Genomic DNA, 18,946 nt, shown 5'->3' with positions numbered 1-18,946 from the left:
GTTATTGTTTTTTATGAATGAGTCGGGTTAGTTTAATAGATAGATCTGTTAGAATAATTTTACTATTTCCATTGCGTTCAATGTGGTAAATAGCATCTTCTAACTCCTTAAAAATAGGTAAAATATTGCCACCATCAACAAATGGAGCAAACTTTCTAAGTTCAAACTTTTCAGTCTCAGGTTCCAGATATACCAGTTTTTCTGCCCCGTAATTCTGTAATAAGGCCTGTCTGAAAAAATCGATACAATAATATAAAAATTGTTTTTGAACCTCACGTCCTAATCCGGCTATGGTTTCACTCCAAGAAATTAAGTCTAAAATAGCAGCAGCATTCCCTTTAGCACGAAAGGCGCTTCTCACCCAATCGATGAACCATTTCTCAAAAGGAAACTCACTGGCATCATGATGGAACAAGTGCAACGCTTTGTTGTAATTTCCGTTGGATTGATGCGCTATTTTATAAGCCAGATTTTCTTCACAGCCTTTGTGCTTCATTAAGGCTTTCGCAATGGAATTTTCATCAACTGCCAAAAAATCAATTACCTGGCAACGGGATTGAATGGTTTGAAGAATCTCATCCTGGTTTTCAGTGATTAAGATAAAAATGGTTTTGGCAGGTGGCTCTTCAATCAGCTTTAGTAATTTGTTTGAAGCGGCAATATTCATTTTATCTGCCATCCATATAATCATTACTTTATATCCACCTTCATAAGCCTTTAATGACAAAGCTTTGTTGATTTCCGTGGCTTCATCCACTCCTATCTGACCTTGTTTGTTTTGAACGCCGATCTGAGTAAGCCAGTCAAATAAATTGCCGTATGGATTTTCTTTTAAAAAAGTCCTCCAGTGGGTCAGATAACTTGCACTGGTTGCATTTTTTTTAACTTCTTCGCTTGTAGTCACCGGATAAACAAAATGCAGATCGGGATGGGAAAAATGATTGAATTTTAAATTACAAGCCTCATTGCCGTTGTTGTTTTCCCCTTTATTCTGACATAAAATGTACTGCGCATAAGCGATTGCCATAGGCAAAGTTCCGCTACCTTCCGGACCGGCAAAAAGCTGTGCATGAGGTATTCTTCCTAAGTTAGCAGTTCTAATCAGGTGATTTTTAATGTGTTCTTGTCCTAAAACGTCTTGAAATAGCATAGCACAAACCTAATCAAAAATTGCTAAACTGTAAATTTTAATTTTTCAAAATCCGAAAACGATTCCGTTAAAAAATATGGCAAATGTGACGTTTGTATTAAATTTGTAGGTTACAATACTTTATATTTGCAAGTATTCCAAAAATAAAATAAAAATGAAAACACTTAACGACTTTAATTTCAATAACAAAAAAGCAATTATCAGAGTAGATTTTAATGTTCCTTTAGATGAGAATTTCAATGTAACCGATGCTACTCGTATTGAAGCTGCCAAGCCTACAATTGATAAAATATTGAATGATGGCGGAAGTGTGATTTTAATGAGCCATTTAGGACGACCGAAAGGCGTGGAAGAAAAGTATTCCTTAAAACATATTGTGGCTAAAACAGAAGAAGTTTTAGGTAAAAAAGTAACTTTTGTTGATGATTGTATCGGTGACAAAGTTGCAGCTACAGTTGCGGCAATGCAGGCCGGAGATATTGTTTTATTAGAAAACCTTCGCTTTCATGCAGAAGAAGAAAAAGGAGATGTAGCTTTTGCAGAAAAATTATCAAAATTAGGTGATATTTATGTGAACGATGCTTTTGGTACAGCCCACCGTGCTCATGCTTCAACGACGATTATTGCCCAGTTTTTCAGTGATAAAAAATGTTTTGGCTACCTTTTAGCAAAAGAAATCGAAAGTATCAATAAAGTATTGAACGATTCTGTTAAACCGGTAACGGCAATTTTAGGAGGAAGTAAAGTTTCGTCTAAAATTACCATTATCGAAAATATCTTAGACAAAGTAAACCACATGATCATCGGCGGAGGTATGACCTTTACTTTTGTTAAAGCTTTGGGTGGAAAAATAGGTAACTCTATTTGTGAAGATGACAAATTAGATCTGGCTATCGAAATTTTGAAAAAAGCAAAAGAAAAAGGAGTTCAAATCCATTTACCAATTGATGTAGTTGCTGCAGATGCCTTTGCTAATGATGCTAATACACAGGTGGTAGATGTAAATCATATTCCTGACGGATGGCAAGGTTTAGATGCAGGTCCGAAATCATTAGAGATTTTCAAACGAATTATTCTGGATTCAAAAACGATACTATGGAACGGTCCGCTTGGTGTTTTTGAAATGGAAAGTTTTGCAAAAGGAACAATCCAATTAGGAGAGTTTATTGCCGAGTCAACCGAAAAAGGAGCCTTTTCTTTAGTAGGAGGAGGCGATAGTGTGGCAGCAGTTAAACAATTCGGATTGGAAGATAAAATGAGTTATGTTTCAACCGGTGGCGGGGCAATGCTGGAAATGTTAGAAGGTAAAACACTACCCGGAATTGCGGCTATTTTAGAATAGAAAAATATTCCTTAAGTTTGTTTTGCCCTAAATAAACAATACAAACGATGAAAAAAATAAAATTATCCGCTTTAATTATTATGGCTGCACTAAGCTCTTTTGCACAGGAAAAAGAGCTTAATGAGCCTAATTTAGAGCTACCTAAGCTGTCGTATTTAGATTCTCTTAAAAGCACTTTTGTCAATCACAATACAAGTACTTGTATCGATGAAAGATGGATGGCGGAGTTATCTAATGATGAGATTTTTGAAGAAATGCTAACAGATGTAGTAACGACAGATATCGACTCAACGGTCACATTTGATCTATCAACAGACTTGTTAAAGGAACGTTTAAAAAGCCTGGATGCAAAATCTCCTTTCAATGTTGAATATACTCCGGCATTAGAAAATGTAATCAAAGCGTTTTTAAAGAACAGAAAAAGCTCTTTTGAGCGTTTGATGGCAATTTCGGAGTATTACTTTCCTATGTTTGAGGAACATTTAGACAAATACAATGTTCCTTTGGAAATCAAATATTTAGCTATTGTAGAATCTGCATTGAATCCGAAAGCGAGATCGCGTGTCGGAGCAACCGGTTTGTGGCAGTTCATGTATCCTACCGGAAAACAATACAACCTAGAAGTAAATTCGTATGTAGACGAACGCTATGATCCGTTAAAAGCGACAGAAGCTGCCTGTCAATATTTATCTAATTTATACGATATTTTTGGCGACTGGAGTTTGGTTTTAGCTTCTTATAATGCTGGACCCGGCAATGTTTCTAAGGCAATCCGTCGTTCCGGAGGAAGTCAGAACTATTGGAATATTCGTAGAAATTTACCGAGAGAAACAGCGAACTACGTTCCGGCCTTTCTGGCGACAATGTACATTTATGAATACCATAAAGAGCATGCTATCAAGCCAAATAAAGCACCTGTAACATATTTTGAAACCGATACTATTGCTGTTAAACGAGAAATGACTTTTCAGCAAGTTTCAGATATTTTAGATATCCCGGTTGAACAAATTGAATTTCTGAACCCGATCTATAAAATTCAGGTTATTCCGTTTTCAACTGAAAAAGCTCATTTTTTGCGTTTGCCTAAGAACAAAATAGGTTTATTTGTGTCTAACGAAGAAAAGATCTATGCGTATGTAGAGCATCTGGATGAACAGAAAGAGAAAGTTTCTACTTCCAATTCTGCCTTGGCAGATGCTAATCTGAATAGAAGTTTGATTTATCACAAGATCCGTTCCGGAGAAAGTATTGGTCTTATAGCACAAAAGTACAATACGTCTGTCTCTAATATCAAAAGATGGAATAATTTACGAGGAAATATGATTCATGCAGGTAAAACATTAAAGATCTATACCAATGATTATTCATCTTCTTCCCGATCAGCAAATTCAGTAGCTGACGGCTATTATATTGTAAAGAGAGGGGACTCTTTATATTCCATCGCTAAAAAATTTCCGGGAATTTCAGCCGATAATTTAAAAAAATGGAACGATATTAGTGGGGATAATATAAAACCGGGAATGAAACTTAAAATAAACGGTTAATTTCCTTATTTATATTAAACCATAAACGTTAAAAAATGAAGAAGTTTTTTGTAATTGTTGCCAGTATGTTGCTTTTATTTTCGTGTGATGAGAAAAAGCAAGATCCTAAGGCTCTCCTGCCGGAATCTAACGGAAAGATTAATAATGTATCAGTTGTTATTGATGAAAATTTATGGAGTGGTGAAATAGGAGATTCTATCCGTAAAAAATTTGCTGCACCGGTTGACGGATTACCACAAGAGGAACCCTTGTTTAATCTGAATCAGTATCCGATAAAGATTTTTGAAGGGATCATTCGCAAAAGCCGAAACATTATCATTGTAAATAAAGGTAATAGATCCGGTTTTGTTGAAAAACAAAATGAGTTTGCTGTACCGCAAAAAGTGTTTTATCTGGTAGGAAAAACCAATGAAGAGTTACTACAGTTAATTGAAGAAAAGTCTTCAGTTATTATCAATAGTATCAAATCATCAGAAGTTGATGAAAATCAAAGAAGATTAAATAAATCTTTGATCAGTGACAAGAAGATACAGGATCAATTTGGTATAAAACTTAATATCGGTTACGGTTACAAATACGATATGGTAAAAGATAAATTCTTATGGATACGAAAAGAATTTTCTTCCGGTTATAACAGTGTTTTGGTTTATGAAGTACCGCTTCACGTAATAGACAAGGATAGTAATACCATAGGAAATATTACAGCCATGCGGGATTCCATCGGAAAACAATTTATTCACGGAACTCTTGATAATACCTGGATGATTACAGAAGAGGCTTATGCACCTTATCTTTTTAATACAACTATTAAAGGTCGAAAAACATACGAAACGAAAGGAACTTGGGAATTGAAAAATGATTATATGGCCGGACCGTTTATCAATTATGCCATTCGTGACGAAAAGAACAATCGCTACCTGATTTTAGAAGGATTTACCTATAATCCGTCTAAATCAAAACGTGATCTGATTTTTGAACTGGAAGCCATTATCAAATCAGTAAAATTTTTGAAATAAGATAAACAACATTATAATTGTCATTTCGGACGAAGGGAGAAATCTTAGCTAAGCTAAATCTCATTTTTAAAAAAGTATGAGACTTCTTCTTTGATCGGAATGACAATTTTTGGTATTAGATATTTTTGAATGGATTTAGAATTTAAAATAAAGCGTTTTAACGAACTTTCAATAGTAGAACTGTATGAACTATTACAATTACGATCAGAGGTCTTTGTAGTGGAACAAAATTGCGTTTATCAGGATATTGACGGTAAAGATGAAAAAGCATTGCATGTTTTGGGATATTATGAAAGCAATTTAGCAGCCTATTCCCGTCTTTTTGATAAAGGATATTATTTTGATGAAAGTTCCATTGGCCGTGTAGTAGTAAGCCCGAAATATCGAGATAAAAAATTCGGACATGAATTAATGAAAGTCTCTATCCGGGCAATTTCAGATTTTTACGGAGAAGAGACCATAACCATCTCAGCGCAGGAATACCTCCAAAAGTTTTACGAGGCGCATGGTTTTGTAAAAATAAGCGAGATGTATCTGGAAGACGATATTCCACATATTAGAATGAAAAAAGGCTGAATTAATTCAGCCTTTTTCTTTACATATAAATTGTGACCTAGGTCACAGGTGTTTTTGAAGTAGATATCAGAACTTTGCAAAAAGAACAGTAATGAAGAAAATATTTGTAATCAACGGCGGACAACATTTTGCCCATTCCGGAGGCAAATTCAATAAAACAATAACGGATGCTGATAAAGCATTCTTTACGCAAGAAAAAGGATTTGAATTAAAAGTAACAGACATTAATGAGCCATATCATCTGCAAGATGAAGTTGAAAAATTTGTATGGGCAGATGTGGTTATTTACCACACTCCTGTTTGGTGGTTCGGACTCCCTTATAAGCTGAAAGAATATATAGATCTTGTATTTACTGCAGGTCATCGAAAAGGCATTTATTACAGTGACGGAAGAAAAAATGAAAATCCGGAAGTTAATTATGGAACCGGAGGTTCTTTACACGGCAGGAACTATCTTTTAACGACTAGCTGGAATGCACCGGAAACAGCATTTACATTACCCGGAGAATTTTTTGAACAAAAAACGGTAGATGAAGGAGTCATGTTCGGATTTCATAAAATGAATGCTTTTACAGGAATGCAAAGACTTGACAGTTTTCATTTTCATGATCTGGAGAAAAACGGAACCGTAGAACGAATTGAAAATTATGTGAAATTATATCAAAACCATTTAGAGAAAGTTTTAAATAATTATAAAATCAATGAAAATGAGCAATAAATTAGGAGTAGGCATCAGTGTATTATGCTTAATGATAAGCTTTTCGGGATGTAAAGAAGAGTCAAAAAAAGAATCCGTAGAAATTAAAAAAGAAGAAAAAATGAAAGAGAAAATATTGTTTGTGGTAACAAGTCATGACACAAAAGGAGATACCGGAGAAAAGACCGGATATTATTTAGGGGAAGTTTCCCATCCATGGGAAGTATTAACAGAGGTCGGTTATGAAATAGATTTTGTTAGCCCTAAAGGTGGAAACCCTCCGGTTGACGGTTTTGATCTTGAAGACTCTATTAATAAAAAGTTTTGGGAAGACTCGTATTATCACAATAAAATTTCTAATAGTTTAAAACCCTCAGAGGTGAAACCTTCTGAATATAAAGCTATCTTTTTTGCCGGCGGACATGGAGCTATGTGGGATTTGCCTTTAAATGAAGACATTGCAAAGATCACAGCTGAGGTTTATGAGAATAATGGAGTTGTAGCAGCGGTGTGTCACGGACCGGCAGGTTTAGTCAATGTTAAATTGAGCAATGGCAATTATTTAGTTGAAGGTAAAAAGATAAATGGTTTTACCAATGAAGAAGAAAGTATTGTTAAATTGACAGATGTAGTTCCTTTTCTTTTAGAAGATAAATTGACAGAACACGGAGGTATCTTTGAAAAATCAGAACCTTGGCAGGTTCATGTAACTGTAGATCAAAGAGTAGTAACCGGTCAGAATCCACAATCTGCTAAAGATGTGGGAGAAGCTATAAAAGAGCTTTTAAAGAAATAATTAATAGGTTAATTAGTTTCTGAAAGCATATTCCTTTTTGTATTTTTACGAAATGGAATATGCTTCTTTTTTGCGCCAACATATAGAAGAAATAGTAAGGCTCACAGATGATGAATTTGAGATGATCTCAGGGTATTTTGTACCAAGGAAAGTAAGCAGGAAAGAGTACCTCATCAAAGGCGGGCAAATTGTAACTTCTGAGTTTTTGGTCGTTGAAGGACTACTTAAAGCCTTTATGTTTGATGATTCAGGTAAAGAACATATTATTCAATTTGCAATGGAGAATTGGTGGGTATCTGATTATCCGGCATTTTCTAAACAAGAAAGCGGAGAAATATGTGTACAAGCCTTAGAAACCTGCATAGTGCTGGAATTACCGCTTGAACATAAAAAGAAAATGTGTGAAGAAGTACCTAAAATGTATCAGTTTCACGCACAAAAAGCTTTTAGCGGTTATGTAGCTTTGCAAAAGAGAGTTTTATCCATGTTAAAGAACTCTGCCAAAGAAAAATATGAATTGTTATTAAGCCAGTATCCACAGTTGTTTCAACGTGTTTCTAAAACAATGATTGCTCATTATTTAGGTTTGTCGAGAGAAACTTTAAGCCGATTAGTGAAGGAAATAAAAGCTTAGATTTTAGTGATTACAAGCTCTACCCTTCTGTCAAACTGAGCACCTTTTCCCAGTGGTTGAGTGTTGCCATAGCCTTTATAAGTCATCCGGGTCTTAGCTATTTTTTTTAACAACAGATATTTGTAAACAGCTTTAGCTCTGTTAGTAGAAAGTTCTCTTTTTTTAGTACCGCGGTCAATAGCTTCCTTATGATAAGATGGGGTACAGCAAACATGACCCTGTACTTCAAATTTTATGTTTTTATGCCTTAAAAGTAATTTAGCTACACGCTCCAGTTCTTTTTTAGCTTTGTAGTTCAGAACACTACTACCCCGTTCAAACAGAAGTTTATCTAAGTAAATGCGGTCTCCTACAACCGGATCTTTCGGGACAGTGTTGTAAACCCCGGGGATCTTTAATTCTTCAACAACAACGGGTTTGTAATTGACAACAACGTCTACTCTTCTGTTTTTAGAACGGATTTCAGGTACATTTTCCTGTAGATCTTCATCAATCAAGATACGTCCTTTACCTTCAATCGTGATGATGATTTTACTTTTGACGCCTTTTTCAATTAATTTGTCTTTTACTGTATTAGCTCTATTGGTGGAAAGTTTATAGTTGTATTCATCTTTACCCCTGTCGTCACAATATCCGAATATTTCAATGGTCTCAACTTTAGCGGTATCTAAACTTTTAACAAAATTTACGACAGCTTCGGCTTGTTCTTCTTTTAAATTGTATTTATCAAATTCAAAATAAATAGAATGAACTTCTTCTTCTTGCGCCAGTGCCAAGGCGGAAAGAGAGAGAAGCAGAAAGCTATAGATCCATTTCATGTCATTATTTTTTTAGTATTTTGTTGTATTCTGTTACTGAATTAAGAATTTCCTGTGCTTTTTGTATTTCACCGGCGTTTTGAGTAAAATACGTATAAAGACCTTCTTTATAAGCATAACGAATAATCAGTTCTTCCTGAAGTAAACGTTTAATCTCATTTTTATATTTTTCAACTTCGGTTTCCTCGCTTTTTTTAAGAGCTTGTTTCAGTTGTTCGTATTGAGCAGTGATACTGCTTTCAATCTGTTCTTTTTTAGCTTTTTCTAATACATTTTCCAGAGCTATTTCTGTTTCTGTGTCTAACTTGTAGCGATCTTGTTTTATAAAGCTTTTAAAGGTATTAAAATCAGCATCGCTTACCGTTGGATATTTTGATGCATCAGGGTTTTTGTAATACAATTGGGTAACAAAGTCAAAAATAGCATCATTTCCGGTTAAGGCGTCTGTTATAGAACTTGTCTTGGTTTCAGCAACGGCTATATCAGGCGAAATTCCTCCACCGTCATACACAGTTCTTCCGGCTTTCGTTTTAAACGCATTAAACTCTTCCTGAGTTTTTTTAATGGCTTTACCGTTTTCATCTTTTTTGGAATAATCTAAAGCTTGAATACAGCGCCCTGAAGGTGTATAATAACGGGAAATAGTCACTTTTACCTGTGTTCCGTAAGGTAAGTTTAAAGGTCTTTGTACCAATCCTTTTCCAAAACTTCTGCTTCCTATGATTACGGCTCTGTCTAAATCTTGTAAAGCGCCGGATACGATTTCCGATGCTGAGGCACTTTTACCGTTTACGATAATAGCTAATGGAATTTCGAGATCCAAAGGTTCGTTTCGGGTAGCATAAGTGTTGTTATGCTTTGCATTCTTAGATTTTGTAGTTACGATGACCTCTCCTTTGGGTACAAAAAGATTACAGATGTTTACAGCCTCGTGCAATAATCCGCCGGGATTTCCTCTGAGGTCTAATATAATTTTAGTAGCTCCTTGCCCTTTAAGTTCTAATAAAGCTGCTTTCGTTTCTTTGCTTGCGGTCTCCGTGAATTTTGAAAGAACAATATAGCCTGTAGTTTTGTCATTCAGTAAGGTAGAATAAGGCACAGCTTTAAGCTCAACTTCATCTAAAACAATAGTTGTATTTTTTGTTTGTCCTTGTCTCAAAAATTGTAACGCAATAGTAGTGTTTTTAGAGCCGCGTAAAAGCTGAGAAGCATCGTCTTTATAATCAGCTAGTCTGACATCTCCGATCTGTACGATCTCGTCTCCTGCTTTTAACCCTGCTTTATCGGCGGGAAATCCCTTGAAAATTTCTTTTAGAAAAACGCGTCCTTCTTTGCGTTGAACCATAGCGCCTATTCCTGTATATTCACCGGTGCTGTTTATTTTGAACTTTAAAACATCCTGTTCACTGAAAAAAACGGTGTAAGGATCTAATTCTTTTAGCATACTCTTTAAAGCTACGTCCATTAATTCACCCGGATTGGTTTCATCAACATAATTCTGGTTAACGGTTTTAAAGGTATTAGTGAAGATCTCTATCTGTTTGGCAATCTCAAAAAAATCGTTTTTAAAACTTACGGCAACCCATAAAAAAGCAGAAGCCAAGGCAGGAATTACAACTTTTTTAGGCAAATTAATTTTCATATAAAAAAGATTTAATACTACGAATGTAGTTATTATTGAATAAAAAACGAACCAAAAGCATTAAGAATCGGCCTCTGTTTCAATTAACTTCTTAAAAAGAATAACGGTTTTTTCCTGAATTTCGTGAAAATTTAATTTCTCTTTGGTTTGATAGAAGAACATCATAGCATATTTTTTTTCTAAATTTTCGTTTAAAATATGCTTATTCAAACGATAAGCTTCACGAAGTAATCGTTTATAATGATTGCGATCAACTGCTTTTTTGAAATATTTTTTAGAAACAGAGACTCCCATTCGGATCTTTATATCCGATTCAGGGTCTTCAACGTATACTATTCGCAACGGGTATTTTGCTACTGATTTACCTTCACTGAATAGTAAACCGATAGTTGTCTGACTCTTTAATTTCTCGCTTTTCGGATAGTTGAATTTCATGGCGTAAAGGTATAAAAAAAGCGTTCTTTACAGAACGCAGATTTTTGATATTAGTTTTAAAGGAGGAGTTATTTTTCAGTTGTTTCTTCTGTGTTTTCGGTAAAAGAAAGTAATATTTGTCTCACTTTGTCAGTGTCATCAATAAAATAGCGGGCACTTGTGTCTTCATTGCCTACTTTTACAGATACAGCTTCTTTAGGTAATAACCGGAACATAAATTCATCGGTTCGGTCATCGCCTATTGCAAAAACGAAATCGTAGGCTTTGTTTAACAACCGGTTAGCAGCCGCACCTTTATTGACAGTGCCGTTTTTTACTTCTAAGGCTTTATTACCCTTTAAAACAGCAATGTTGTGATTTGATAAAAATCCGGTTAGTACCGTTGAGAGTTCGTTAGCTCTTATTTCGCCTAATACAGGATCCGTTTTACGATAATGCCAAACCAAAGAATAATTCTTTTCTTCCAGAAAAGAACCCGGTGTGCGGTCTACAAAGTTCTCCATAATCGGTCGGATAGAATCCATCCAGTTGTTGTTCAAAGACTGATTAATGATCCAGTCTTTTCCTTTTTTCTTAGTCCAGACACCGTGCTCAGCAATTAAAGTAACCGGCAAATGTCCGAATTGTTGTTCCAGAAAATCTTTATCTCTTCCACTGATAATGACCAGATCATTATTGTTAGTTATAAGCTGATCTAAAATAGTATACAGTTTAGCGTCTGGTAAAGCTAAATGCGGATCCGGATGAAAATTGACTAAGGTTCCGTCGTAATCTAAAAAGAAAATTTTAGATTGAGCAGTCCGGTATTGTGTGAGAACATCTTTCATTTCCGGCTCATTGAGCCATTTGGTTTTCTTTTCTTTTTGTAAGTCTTTAGTTGCTTCTAAAGATTTCATGAATTCCGTAGCCCATTTTTCCACGTCATAACGTTTGATTCTTTTTTGAATGAACTTATTCCGCATGATCTGTTCTTCTTCGGGCATTTCGAATGCTACTTTTAAAGCCTCGGCAATTTGATTGGAATCATTTGGGTTTATGATCAGTGCTTCACTCATTTCCTGAGCAGCTCCTGCCATTTCGCTTAAAATAAGGGTTCCGGTCCTGTCCGTTCGGGAAGCAATATATTCTTTGGCAACTAAGTTCATGCCGTCGCGTATTGGGGTTAAAAGCGCTATTTCACACGAAGTGTACAGGTCTATCAATTGTTCAAAAGGGAGGGAACGGTAAAAATACCAGACCGGAGTCCAACTAACAGTTGAAAATTTACCGTTGATACGTCCGACCAATTCGTCTATTTCTCGTTTTAACCGTTGGTATTGTGGAACGTTTTCCCGTGACGGAACGGCTAGCATTACCAGTCGGGCTTTTTCCTGAAATTGCGGATATTTGGTTAAAAAATATTCAAATGCTTTTAAGCGTTGGGCAATTCCTTTGGTATAGTCCAAACGATCGATGGACAAGATCAGTTTAGCATCATTAGAAACCTGAAGATGCTGTTCTAATCTGACTTTTAACTGACTTTTTTCTTCTTGAGATTTGTTTGTATTGTCAATAGCCGCTTCTTTAAATTTTTGATAATCAATTCCCATAGGAAAAGAATCGATTTTTACTTTTCTCCGACCTACCTGAATCGTGTTGAAATTAACATCATAACGCAGAATACGACTAACGGAACTGATAAAGTGCCTTTCGTAATCGTAGTTGTGAAAACCGATGAGATCAGAGCCCAACATTCCTTTTAAGAGTTCTTCCCGTTTCGGCAAAACCCTGAAAATTTCATAAGAAGGGAAAGGAATATGCAAGAAGAAACCAATGGAAACATTCGGTTTTGCTTCTTTAATGAGTTGAGGTAAAAGTAATAATTGATAGTCGTGAACCCAAACCTGATCGCCGTCTTCTAAGTGTTCCAAAACTTTTTCAGCGAACTTTCGGTTGACTTTTTTATACGCTTCCCAGTGTTCATCTTTGTAATGGGTATATTCTGTGAAATAATGAAATAATGGCCATAAAAGATCGTTGCTAAAACCAAAATAAAAATCCTCTACTTCATCTTGTGTCAGGTCTACTGAGATGCATTTCTGTTGTTGGATGGCTTTGTTTATTTTGTTACGGGTACTTTCATCGATATCGTCTGTTGCTATCCCTGACCAACCGATCCATAAACTGTCTGAGTTTTGATGGATTGACTTCATCCCTGTTGCCAGGCCGCCAACGCTCGGTAAAATTTTTATTTCATTTTCTTCTTCATTTTCGGGTAGTGAAACATTTAGTGGTAATCTGTTTGAGACAATAATGGTTTTGTTTTTCATTAAAAAATATTTTAAGATGAAAATTTAATTTCTTAATTTACAAATATTTTTTAAAACAGCCGTAAAATTTACCGAATAAATGAAAAACTTAGATTATGGAATCATAGGGAATTGTATGAGTGCAGCATTAATTTCTAAAGAGGGTTCGATAGACTGGTGTTGCCTGCCTAAATTTGATTCGCCATCTGTATTTGCTAAAATGTTAGATAATGAAAAAGGGGGAAGTTTTTCTTTTATTGTTGATGAAACGTATACCATTTCACAAGAATATTTAGCCAAGACCAATATTTTGGTTACCAGATTTGAAAGTCCGGATGCCGCATTTGAAGTCCGGGATTTTATGCCGCGTTATTATGATAATGTAGGGAAACTTCATGCGCCGGTCGTGATCATTCGTTATCTGGTTCCGTTAAAAGGCAAGCCAAAGTTTAAAGTCAATTATGACCCAAAAGTGGTTTATGCTAAAGAAGAAACGATAAGCCGAGTTAAAGATGGTTATATTAAAAGCCATACGGTGAAAGGAACCTACGATTCCGTGTATTTATATTCTAATGTGGATTATGAGGCTGTTTTAAGCCAGGAAGAAATAACACTCACAGAAGAATCCTTTTTCTTGTTGAGTTATTATGAAAAGATCTTACCTCAACATATTAATCGTTGTATTTTACATTATCAAAGGACGTATGCGTATTGGTTAGACTGGTCTGAACGGACGACTTCCTATAAATATTACAATAAAGAAATTTTAAGAAGTGCACTGGTTTTAAAAATCTTAACGTATCAAAAATCAGGTGCTGTATTGGCGGCTGTGACAACTTCTCTTCCGGAGACGATAGGGGAGGTGCGAAATTGGGATTATCGTTTTTGCTGGATACGGGATGCTTCTATGGTATTAAGTGTTCTGATAGAATTAGGGCATGCTTCATCTGCCCAGCATTTTTTAAATTTCCTGATTGATATTATTCCGGAAAAAGGGAACAAGATGCAAATCATGTATGGAATAAACGGTGAACAAAAGTTGGAAGAATATTTCTTAGATCATCTCGCCGGATATGAAAATTCCAAACCGGTTAGGGTAGGGAATGCTGCTTATGTTCAAAAACAAAACGATATTTTCGGAATTTTAATGGAAGTGATCTATCAGCAATTCTTCCGTTTTGAAACTACTTTAGAGAACAGTGAAGAACTTTGGACGGTTGTAACCGGCATTGTTTATGTCGTTGAAGAGAATTGGATGAAAGCCGATAAAGGAATTTGGGAATTACGAACAGAAGACCGACATTTTACTTTTTCAAAGCTTTTGTGTTGGGTAGCAGTAGACCGGGCTATTAAGATTGCAGAATTGATCCATAAAACAGCTCCTTTAGAAGAATGGAAGCAATTAAGAGCCAATATTTATGACGATATTTATCACAATGCTTGGAACGATGAGATAAAGGCTTACACGCAATCGTATGGTTCTTCTGATTTAGATGCTTCAACACTTTTGATGCAGAATTATGGTTTTGTAAGAGCAGATGATTCTCGTTATATCAACACAGTTAAAGCTATTGAAAAAGATTTGTGTGAGGACGGCTTAATGTATCGTTATAAAAATAAAGACGATTTCGGGTTGCCTAGTTCTTCCTTTACGATCTGCAGTTTCTGGTTTATTGACAGTTTGTTTAAGATAGGAGAGAAGAAGAAGGCGATTCAGTACTTCGGTCAGTTGTTGTCTTACAGCAATCATCTAGGTTTGTTCAGTGAAGATATTGACTTTAAAACCAAACGTTTATTGGGGAATTTCCCGCAAGCCTATTCTCATTTGGCATTGATTCAGACGGCAATTAATTTTGCCGGTGGCATTACGGAGGAAGATGAATTGAAAGAAGTAATAAAGACGGATTAATATTTTTGAAATAAGGAAAGGCTGCATTTATGCAGCCTTTCCTTATTTATTCTTCACCAATTTTTTAGCAATTTCATCCAGAGTGTTTCTGTTTTGATCCACGTAATATAATCCGGCCTGTATCAGTTCAAAGATGTTTTTTTGTGAGGTGTCATCCATATCTGAAGAGGCGTTTTTAAGTTGTGGCATTAACCGATAGTAATTTTTTCGATTTCGAGGGCCCAACGTGCCATATATTTTGGTTAATAAATAATTTACGGTCTCTGCATTGGATGATAGTAATATATCGATCAAAGGCGAAATCCATTTTATTTTTCCGGCATTTTCAAATTTTTCAAATGTATAGGATTTGAAAACTTCTCCGGTTCCTATAGAAACTAATATAATGTCATTAATATCCGGATAGTTCGGTTTTAAACTGTCGTGTAGCACTTCTGAAAAAGGGATTTTTCGGGCTTCTGCATAAGCGCTTAACGCCGGATTATTAGCAAAAACACCTCCGTCGATCAGTACAAACTCTTGTCCGTATAAAGATTTTATTTTTGCCGGTTCAAAGTAGGTGGGAGCGGCGCTGGTTGCTCTACAAACATCTTTCACAAAGAAATTTTCCAAAGAAGAATGTGCTTCATGACTGCAAAATAATTTAGCTTTTCGCTGATTGATGTCGTAAGACGTAATCAAACAAGGCTTGGTCAGGTCTTTTAATTCTAAATATTTAAAAACATCTTCCAGTTGTTTTTCCAGATTTTTCTGAGAGATCTTTTCATTAAATAGGCCAAAAGGATTGATGATTCCTTCCCAGAAAGAAACATTAAAAATAGAGTTTCCTTTTTTGGCATAAAGATCCAAAGCTTCTTCAACGGAAAACTTAGCGTTATTGGTGTTGTCAGGAAATAATAAAATGGCGGTTAATAGACCTCCTGTGCTGGTTCCGGCAATCAAATCAAAATAATCACCGATTTTTGCATTCGGATTATCTATTTTTTGTAATTGTTCTTCAATATAACGCAAAATAACACAGGTTATGATACCCCGGATGCCGCCGCCATCTAAACTGAGAATTCTGATTTTTTTTGCCATAGTATTTATTTTAAAGTTGTAGAAATTAGTACCGTTAAAGTGGTTTCCAAAATACGTTTTTTAATGTTGTTCAATCGTATTCTTGAGAGACCGGCAGCCTGTAAAGCCTTTAACGTTAAAATGGATTGTTGGCTTTTAAGCAACCATTTTAGTTCAGATGCAGTCAAAACGGCATCAGCAACATAGGTTGTCCAGCGAATCAATTTTGCTTCGGATTTTTGTATGAAATCATCGATATCTTTTTGGATCTCGGGTTTTAAATGCTTGTATTCTTCTCCTAAAGTGTCTACCAAAGCTTTTTTTAACTCTTCAATACTATTGTTCTTTTCCATAGGGTTTTAATTTTGTGATATAACGTTTAATAGGTTGCGTTGAGATGTTTTGTCTTTTTTAATCTCGTATTCAATCAACAGGTCAAAAGCTTCAATGATTTGTTCTGAAGCTTCTTTTATGAAAAAAGGGGAGAGTGATCGTTCCTTTTCCCATTTCCTGAAATAAGCCGTTAGAAGATTTTTTTCTTCATCCGTTAGAATGTTCCACATTTCATACGTTATTTCGTTTTTAGGTTTGTTTTTTTCATATTCTTTAAGCTTAGCGACTTCCATGAGAAACAGTTCGACTTCCTTTTTATGGGTTTCATACGCTGAAGAAGCTTTTGACATTAGGCTTTCTGCTTCAATTTTAAGGGCTGTTGTTTTTTGATAGGAATATTGGTCATAAACAGCAGTTTGCAAGGACTGACAAGAAGTAAATAAGATAATCACTGTAAATCCGATCCATTTTTTTAGTGTTTTCATTTTCTGATTTTTTATTATTAAATTATGATATAACCGTTCTGGTCTTTTTCCTTTTTTGATAATGTTTTCCAATTGTTGTAACCTCGTTTTTCAAAATGAGGTAAATCCTTAAAATTCTTCCAGTTTCCGCCCCATTCCCAACCGTATTTAGCAAAGATCTTTACACATTCATACCAATCGGAAACCTGATCGTTATCCCAGTCTTTAGCAGTGTCCCAAGAAGCTGTTTTACCGTTAATGATTAGGCAAATATCAACGGCAAATCCGTAATTATGAATGGATTGTCCGCCTTTAGCATGGGTTACTTTTTTACCGGCTTTAGTTCTTCCTTGTGCATATAATTTGTTTTGCTCTTCAACGGATCGCAGGCCTTGCGTAATGCGTATTTTTGCTTTTCCGGTTAAAGAACGATTGCATTCGTTAATGATGGTTGTTATTTCATCGCGTACCATTGGATGCAAAAGATTGATCCTTTTTTGAGTAAACTTGTCCATGTCTTATATTTGATAAGATTAGAATACAAAAATACAAGAAAAAAATCTAATATACAAATATTATAAAGAAAATAATCTAATTATAAAGAAAATAATCTACCCAATATATTTTAATTTGTAAAAATTTATTTATAGTATTATTCGTTTTTAAAAATTTTCTTATTACATTAGTTTAAACTTTTGTTATGTCAACGATGCCACAAGCTCAATCTATTGATGAAGTTATTGCTATTTTAAATACCATAATAGATGAATCTGTCCAACAGAGTTCACCGTTAGGCTATTTTGCCGTTTTGTATTGTAAGGTTACAGAAAAAGTAAAAGAAGGTATTGCTAACGGAATGTTTCAAAACGGTCCCAGAATGGAGCGCTTAGATATTATTTTTGCTAATCGGTATATCAAGGCTTATTATGAGTACAGGAATGGAATCCAAGCATCGTCTTGTTGGGAAGTTGCTTTTGAATATGCTGAGGATTACTGGGTTATTGTTTTACAGCATTTGTTGTTAGGAATGAATGCTCATATTAACCTCGATTTGGGAATAGCTGCGGCTGAAGTGGCTCCAAAGGATGCTATCAATGACCTGCATGATGACTTTAATACCATTAACGAGATTTTGTCAGGTCTAGTCGGAAATGTTGAAAAAGCCTTATCTGATGTGTGGCCGGTATTGAAATGGATTTTGAAGAAAACCAAACATATCGATACTTTTTTAATAGACTTTAGTATGCAGGAGGCTAGGGAAGGAGCTTGGAAATTCGCTGTTGAATTGGCTCCGTTAAATGCAAACCAATCGGAGGAATGCATTGAAAAGAGAGATTATTCCATAACAAAGGTTGCAGATCTGGTAGTAAAACCGGGAAAAATTGCTTCGTTTTTATTTAAAATCATGCGTTTATTTGAAATAGGATCAGTTGATGCTAAAATAGAAAAGTTGAGGAAGGTGATTTGATTAAGATGAAAATCTCTTTTAGGTTAGTTAGTCCAAGGGTAATAATTTTAAAAGGTAGTATCTCACTAAGTGTGTAAAGTATAAAATATCGAGGGTTAAAGCTCTCGATATTTTTTTGCTTAATTTTAAATTTTACTATATTTGAAAAAAGGGTTCAGCTTTAATAAAAGCCAAACCCTCGATTTATAACTTACACACTTTACGGGATAGTGTCTTTTAAAAAAGTGACTCATAAAAAAACCACCCGAAGGTGGTTGATTACTTATTTTAACTCCAAAGTATCGGGATTCCATTTTCTATAAGTGAGAACATCTGTTAGTGATCTTGTTGGGTATTCTTTGCCTTCTCTTTCTACAAAAATGCTAGTATGAGGTATCCCTTGTTGATGAATCATCGGTCTAAAAATATATCTAAAAATTCCTTTCATATATACTTCAAAACCATTTTTAGTAACTTTTGAACTATACCATTCCCATTCCTTCACTTTCTTAAGCTTATTAAGGATATTTGGAATTGCTGTTATGATATCATCTTTATGAAAATCTTCCTCTTTTAACTGATTAGTAAATTGTACCAAAGCTTTAGGTAATAATTCATTCCATTTCGGGTCTTTAACATCCAAATTTTTATTGTCTAAAAAAGCAATGATTGTTTGTTTAAAGGTGTTAATCTCTTGTTCCGGATTAGGAATGTTTTTTATTCTTATAATATCGTATTCACCTGTTGGTATTTCTCCGTTATTATTGTTCAGAATTTGTTCTTTTTCAGTCATGAT

At 35.0% G+C, this 18,946-nt stretch carries 19 protein-coding genes; 9 read left to right on the top strand and 10 right to left on the bottom strand.

The genetic code is table 11. From position 1 onward, the window contains the following. Position 1: 1 nt before the first annotated feature. The gene (locus NHF50_RS06730; protein ID WP_109568985.1) at positions 2–1,150 is read right to left on the bottom strand and encodes a DNA polymerase III subunit delta'; all 1,149 of its coding nucleotides are present in this window, start codon (positions 1,148–1,150) and stop codon (positions 2–4) included. 154 nt (positions 1,151–1,304) lie between these two features. Between NHF50_RS06730 and pgk the strand changes: the two genes are divergently transcribed. The 7 genes from pgk (at position 1,305) to NHF50_RS06695 (ending at position 7,755) form a co-directional block, all read left to right on the top strand. Then, positions 1,305–2,492: a phosphoglycerate kinase gene (gene pgk, locus NHF50_RS06725; protein WP_252775464.1), complete on the top strand. Its 1,188-nt coding sequence runs from the start codon at positions 1,305–1,307 to the stop codon at positions 2,490–2,492. A gap of 47 nt (positions 2,493–2,539) precedes the next feature. Continuing rightward, positions 2,540–4,036 (top strand): lytic transglycosylase domain-containing protein, encoded by a 1,497-nt coding sequence (locus NHF50_RS06720; protein ID WP_109568983.1) that lies wholly within the window; start codon positions 2,540–2,542, stop codon positions 4,034–4,036. Positions 4,037–4,071: 35 nt separating this feature from the next. Beyond that, entirely contained in the window at positions 4,072–5,052 is a 981-nt protein-coding gene (locus tag NHF50_RS06715) for a DUF4837 family protein (protein WP_109568982.1), read from the top strand. A 129-nt stretch (positions 5,053–5,181) separates the two neighbouring features. Beyond that, on the top strand, positions 5,182–5,628 hold the full coding sequence (locus tag NHF50_RS06710) for a GNAT family N-acetyltransferase (protein ID WP_252775463.1): 447 nt from the start codon (positions 5,182–5,184) through the stop codon (positions 5,626–5,628). Between the two features lie 91 nt (positions 5,629–5,719). Then, a complete protein-coding gene (locus NHF50_RS06705) occupies positions 5,720–6,346 on the top strand; it encodes an NAD(P)H-dependent oxidoreductase (protein WP_109568980.1) in 627 nt (208 codons plus the stop codon). Beyond that, positions 6,336–7,121, top strand: coding sequence for a type 1 glutamine amidotransferase domain-containing protein (locus tag NHF50_RS06700; RefSeq protein WP_109570627.1), 786 nt, complete (start codon positions 6,336–6,338; stop codon positions 7,119–7,121). The genes NHF50_RS06705 and NHF50_RS06700 overlap by 11 nt, the downstream gene beginning before the upstream one ends. A 37-nt stretch (positions 7,122–7,158) precedes the next feature. Beyond that, complete coding sequence (locus tag NHF50_RS06695) at positions 7,159–7,755, top strand: Crp/Fnr family transcriptional regulator (protein ID WP_252775462.1); 597 nt, start codon at positions 7,159–7,161, stop codon at positions 7,753–7,755. Here the strand turns inward: NHF50_RS06695 and NHF50_RS06690 are convergent. The 4 genes from NHF50_RS06690 to NHF50_RS06675 all read right to left on the bottom strand — a co-directional run bounded on the left by NHF50_RS06690 (position 7,752) and on the right by NHF50_RS06675 (position 12,959). Continuing rightward, positions 7,752–8,573 (bottom strand): OmpA family protein, encoded by an 822-nt coding sequence (locus NHF50_RS06690; protein WP_252775461.1) that lies wholly within the window; start codon positions 8,571–8,573, stop codon positions 7,752–7,754. The genes NHF50_RS06695 and NHF50_RS06690 overlap by 4 nt on opposite strands. 4 nt (positions 8,574–8,577) lie before the next feature. After that, positions 8,578–10,215 carry a S41 family peptidase gene (locus tag NHF50_RS06685; protein ID WP_252775460.1) on the bottom strand — a complete coding sequence of 546 codons (1,638 nt, stop codon included), beginning with the start codon at positions 10,213–10,215 and terminating at the stop codon, positions 8,578–8,580. A gap of 60 nt (positions 10,216–10,275) precedes the next feature. Then, positions 10,276–10,650 (bottom strand): ribonuclease P protein component, encoded by a 375-nt coding sequence (gene rnpA, locus NHF50_RS06680; protein WP_109568977.1) that lies wholly within the window; start codon positions 10,648–10,650, stop codon positions 10,276–10,278. A 68-nt stretch (positions 10,651–10,718) separates the two neighbouring features. After that, complete coding sequence (locus tag NHF50_RS06675) at positions 10,719–12,959, bottom strand: bifunctional alpha,alpha-trehalose-phosphate synthase (UDP-forming)/trehalose-phosphatase (RefSeq protein WP_252775459.1); 2,241 nt, start codon at positions 12,957–12,959, stop codon at positions 10,719–10,721. A 79-nt stretch (positions 12,960–13,038) separates the two neighbouring features. Here NHF50_RS06675 and NHF50_RS06670 point away from each other — a divergent pair, with 79 nt between their 5' ends. Then, positions 13,039–14,847 (top strand): glycoside hydrolase family 15 protein, encoded by a 1,809-nt coding sequence (locus NHF50_RS06670; RefSeq protein WP_252775458.1) that lies wholly within the window; start codon positions 13,039–13,041, stop codon positions 14,845–14,847. A 42-nt stretch (positions 14,848–14,889) separates the two neighbouring features. On the opposite strand, the gene NHF50_RS06665 is transcribed toward NHF50_RS06670, so the two are convergent. The 4 genes from NHF50_RS06665 to NHF50_RS06650 are packed head-to-tail and all read right to left on the bottom strand — an operon-like array spanning position 14,890 to position 17,218. After that, positions 14,890–15,927: a patatin-like phospholipase family protein gene (locus tag NHF50_RS06665; RefSeq protein WP_252775457.1), complete on the bottom strand. Its 1,038-nt coding sequence runs from the start codon at positions 15,925–15,927 to the stop codon at positions 14,890–14,892. A 5-nt stretch (positions 15,928–15,932) separates the two neighbouring features. After that, complete coding sequence (locus NHF50_RS06660; RefSeq protein WP_252775456.1) at positions 15,933–16,259, bottom strand: hypothetical protein; 327 nt, start codon at positions 16,257–16,259, stop codon at positions 15,933–15,935. Between the two features lie 6 nt (positions 16,260–16,265). Then, complete coding sequence (locus NHF50_RS06655) at positions 16,266–16,724, bottom strand: hypothetical protein (RefSeq protein ID WP_252775455.1); 459 nt, start codon at positions 16,722–16,724, stop codon at positions 16,266–16,268. 17 nt (positions 16,725–16,741) lie between these two features. Beyond that, positions 16,742–17,218 (bottom strand): M15 family metallopeptidase, encoded by a 477-nt coding sequence (locus tag NHF50_RS06650; RefSeq protein WP_109568972.1) that lies wholly within the window; start codon positions 17,216–17,218, stop codon positions 16,742–16,744. A 185-nt stretch (positions 17,219–17,403) separates the two neighbouring features. Between NHF50_RS06650 and NHF50_RS06645 the strand changes: the two genes are divergently transcribed. Beyond that, positions 17,404–18,171, top strand: coding sequence for a DUF5995 family protein (locus NHF50_RS06645; RefSeq protein ID WP_252775454.1), 768 nt, complete (start codon positions 17,404–17,406; stop codon positions 18,169–18,171). Positions 18,172–18,433: 262 nt separating this feature from the next. Here NHF50_RS06645 and NHF50_RS06640 read toward each other — a convergent pair whose 3' ends face one another. Then, a complete protein-coding gene (locus tag NHF50_RS06640) occupies positions 18,434–18,943 on the bottom strand; it encodes a hypothetical protein (RefSeq protein ID WP_252775453.1) in 510 nt (169 codons plus the stop codon). Positions 18,944–18,946: the final 3 nt, after the last annotated feature.

This window comes from Flavobacterium sp. NRK F10 (genome assembly GCF_024054235.1).
GTDB classification, from domain to species: domain Bacteria; phylum Bacteroidota; class Bacteroidia; order Flavobacteriales; family Flavobacteriaceae; genus Flavobacterium; species Flavobacterium sediminis.
Note: the sequence above shows the minus strand (reverse complement) of the source record. Positions and strands in the feature narration are given on the sequence as shown.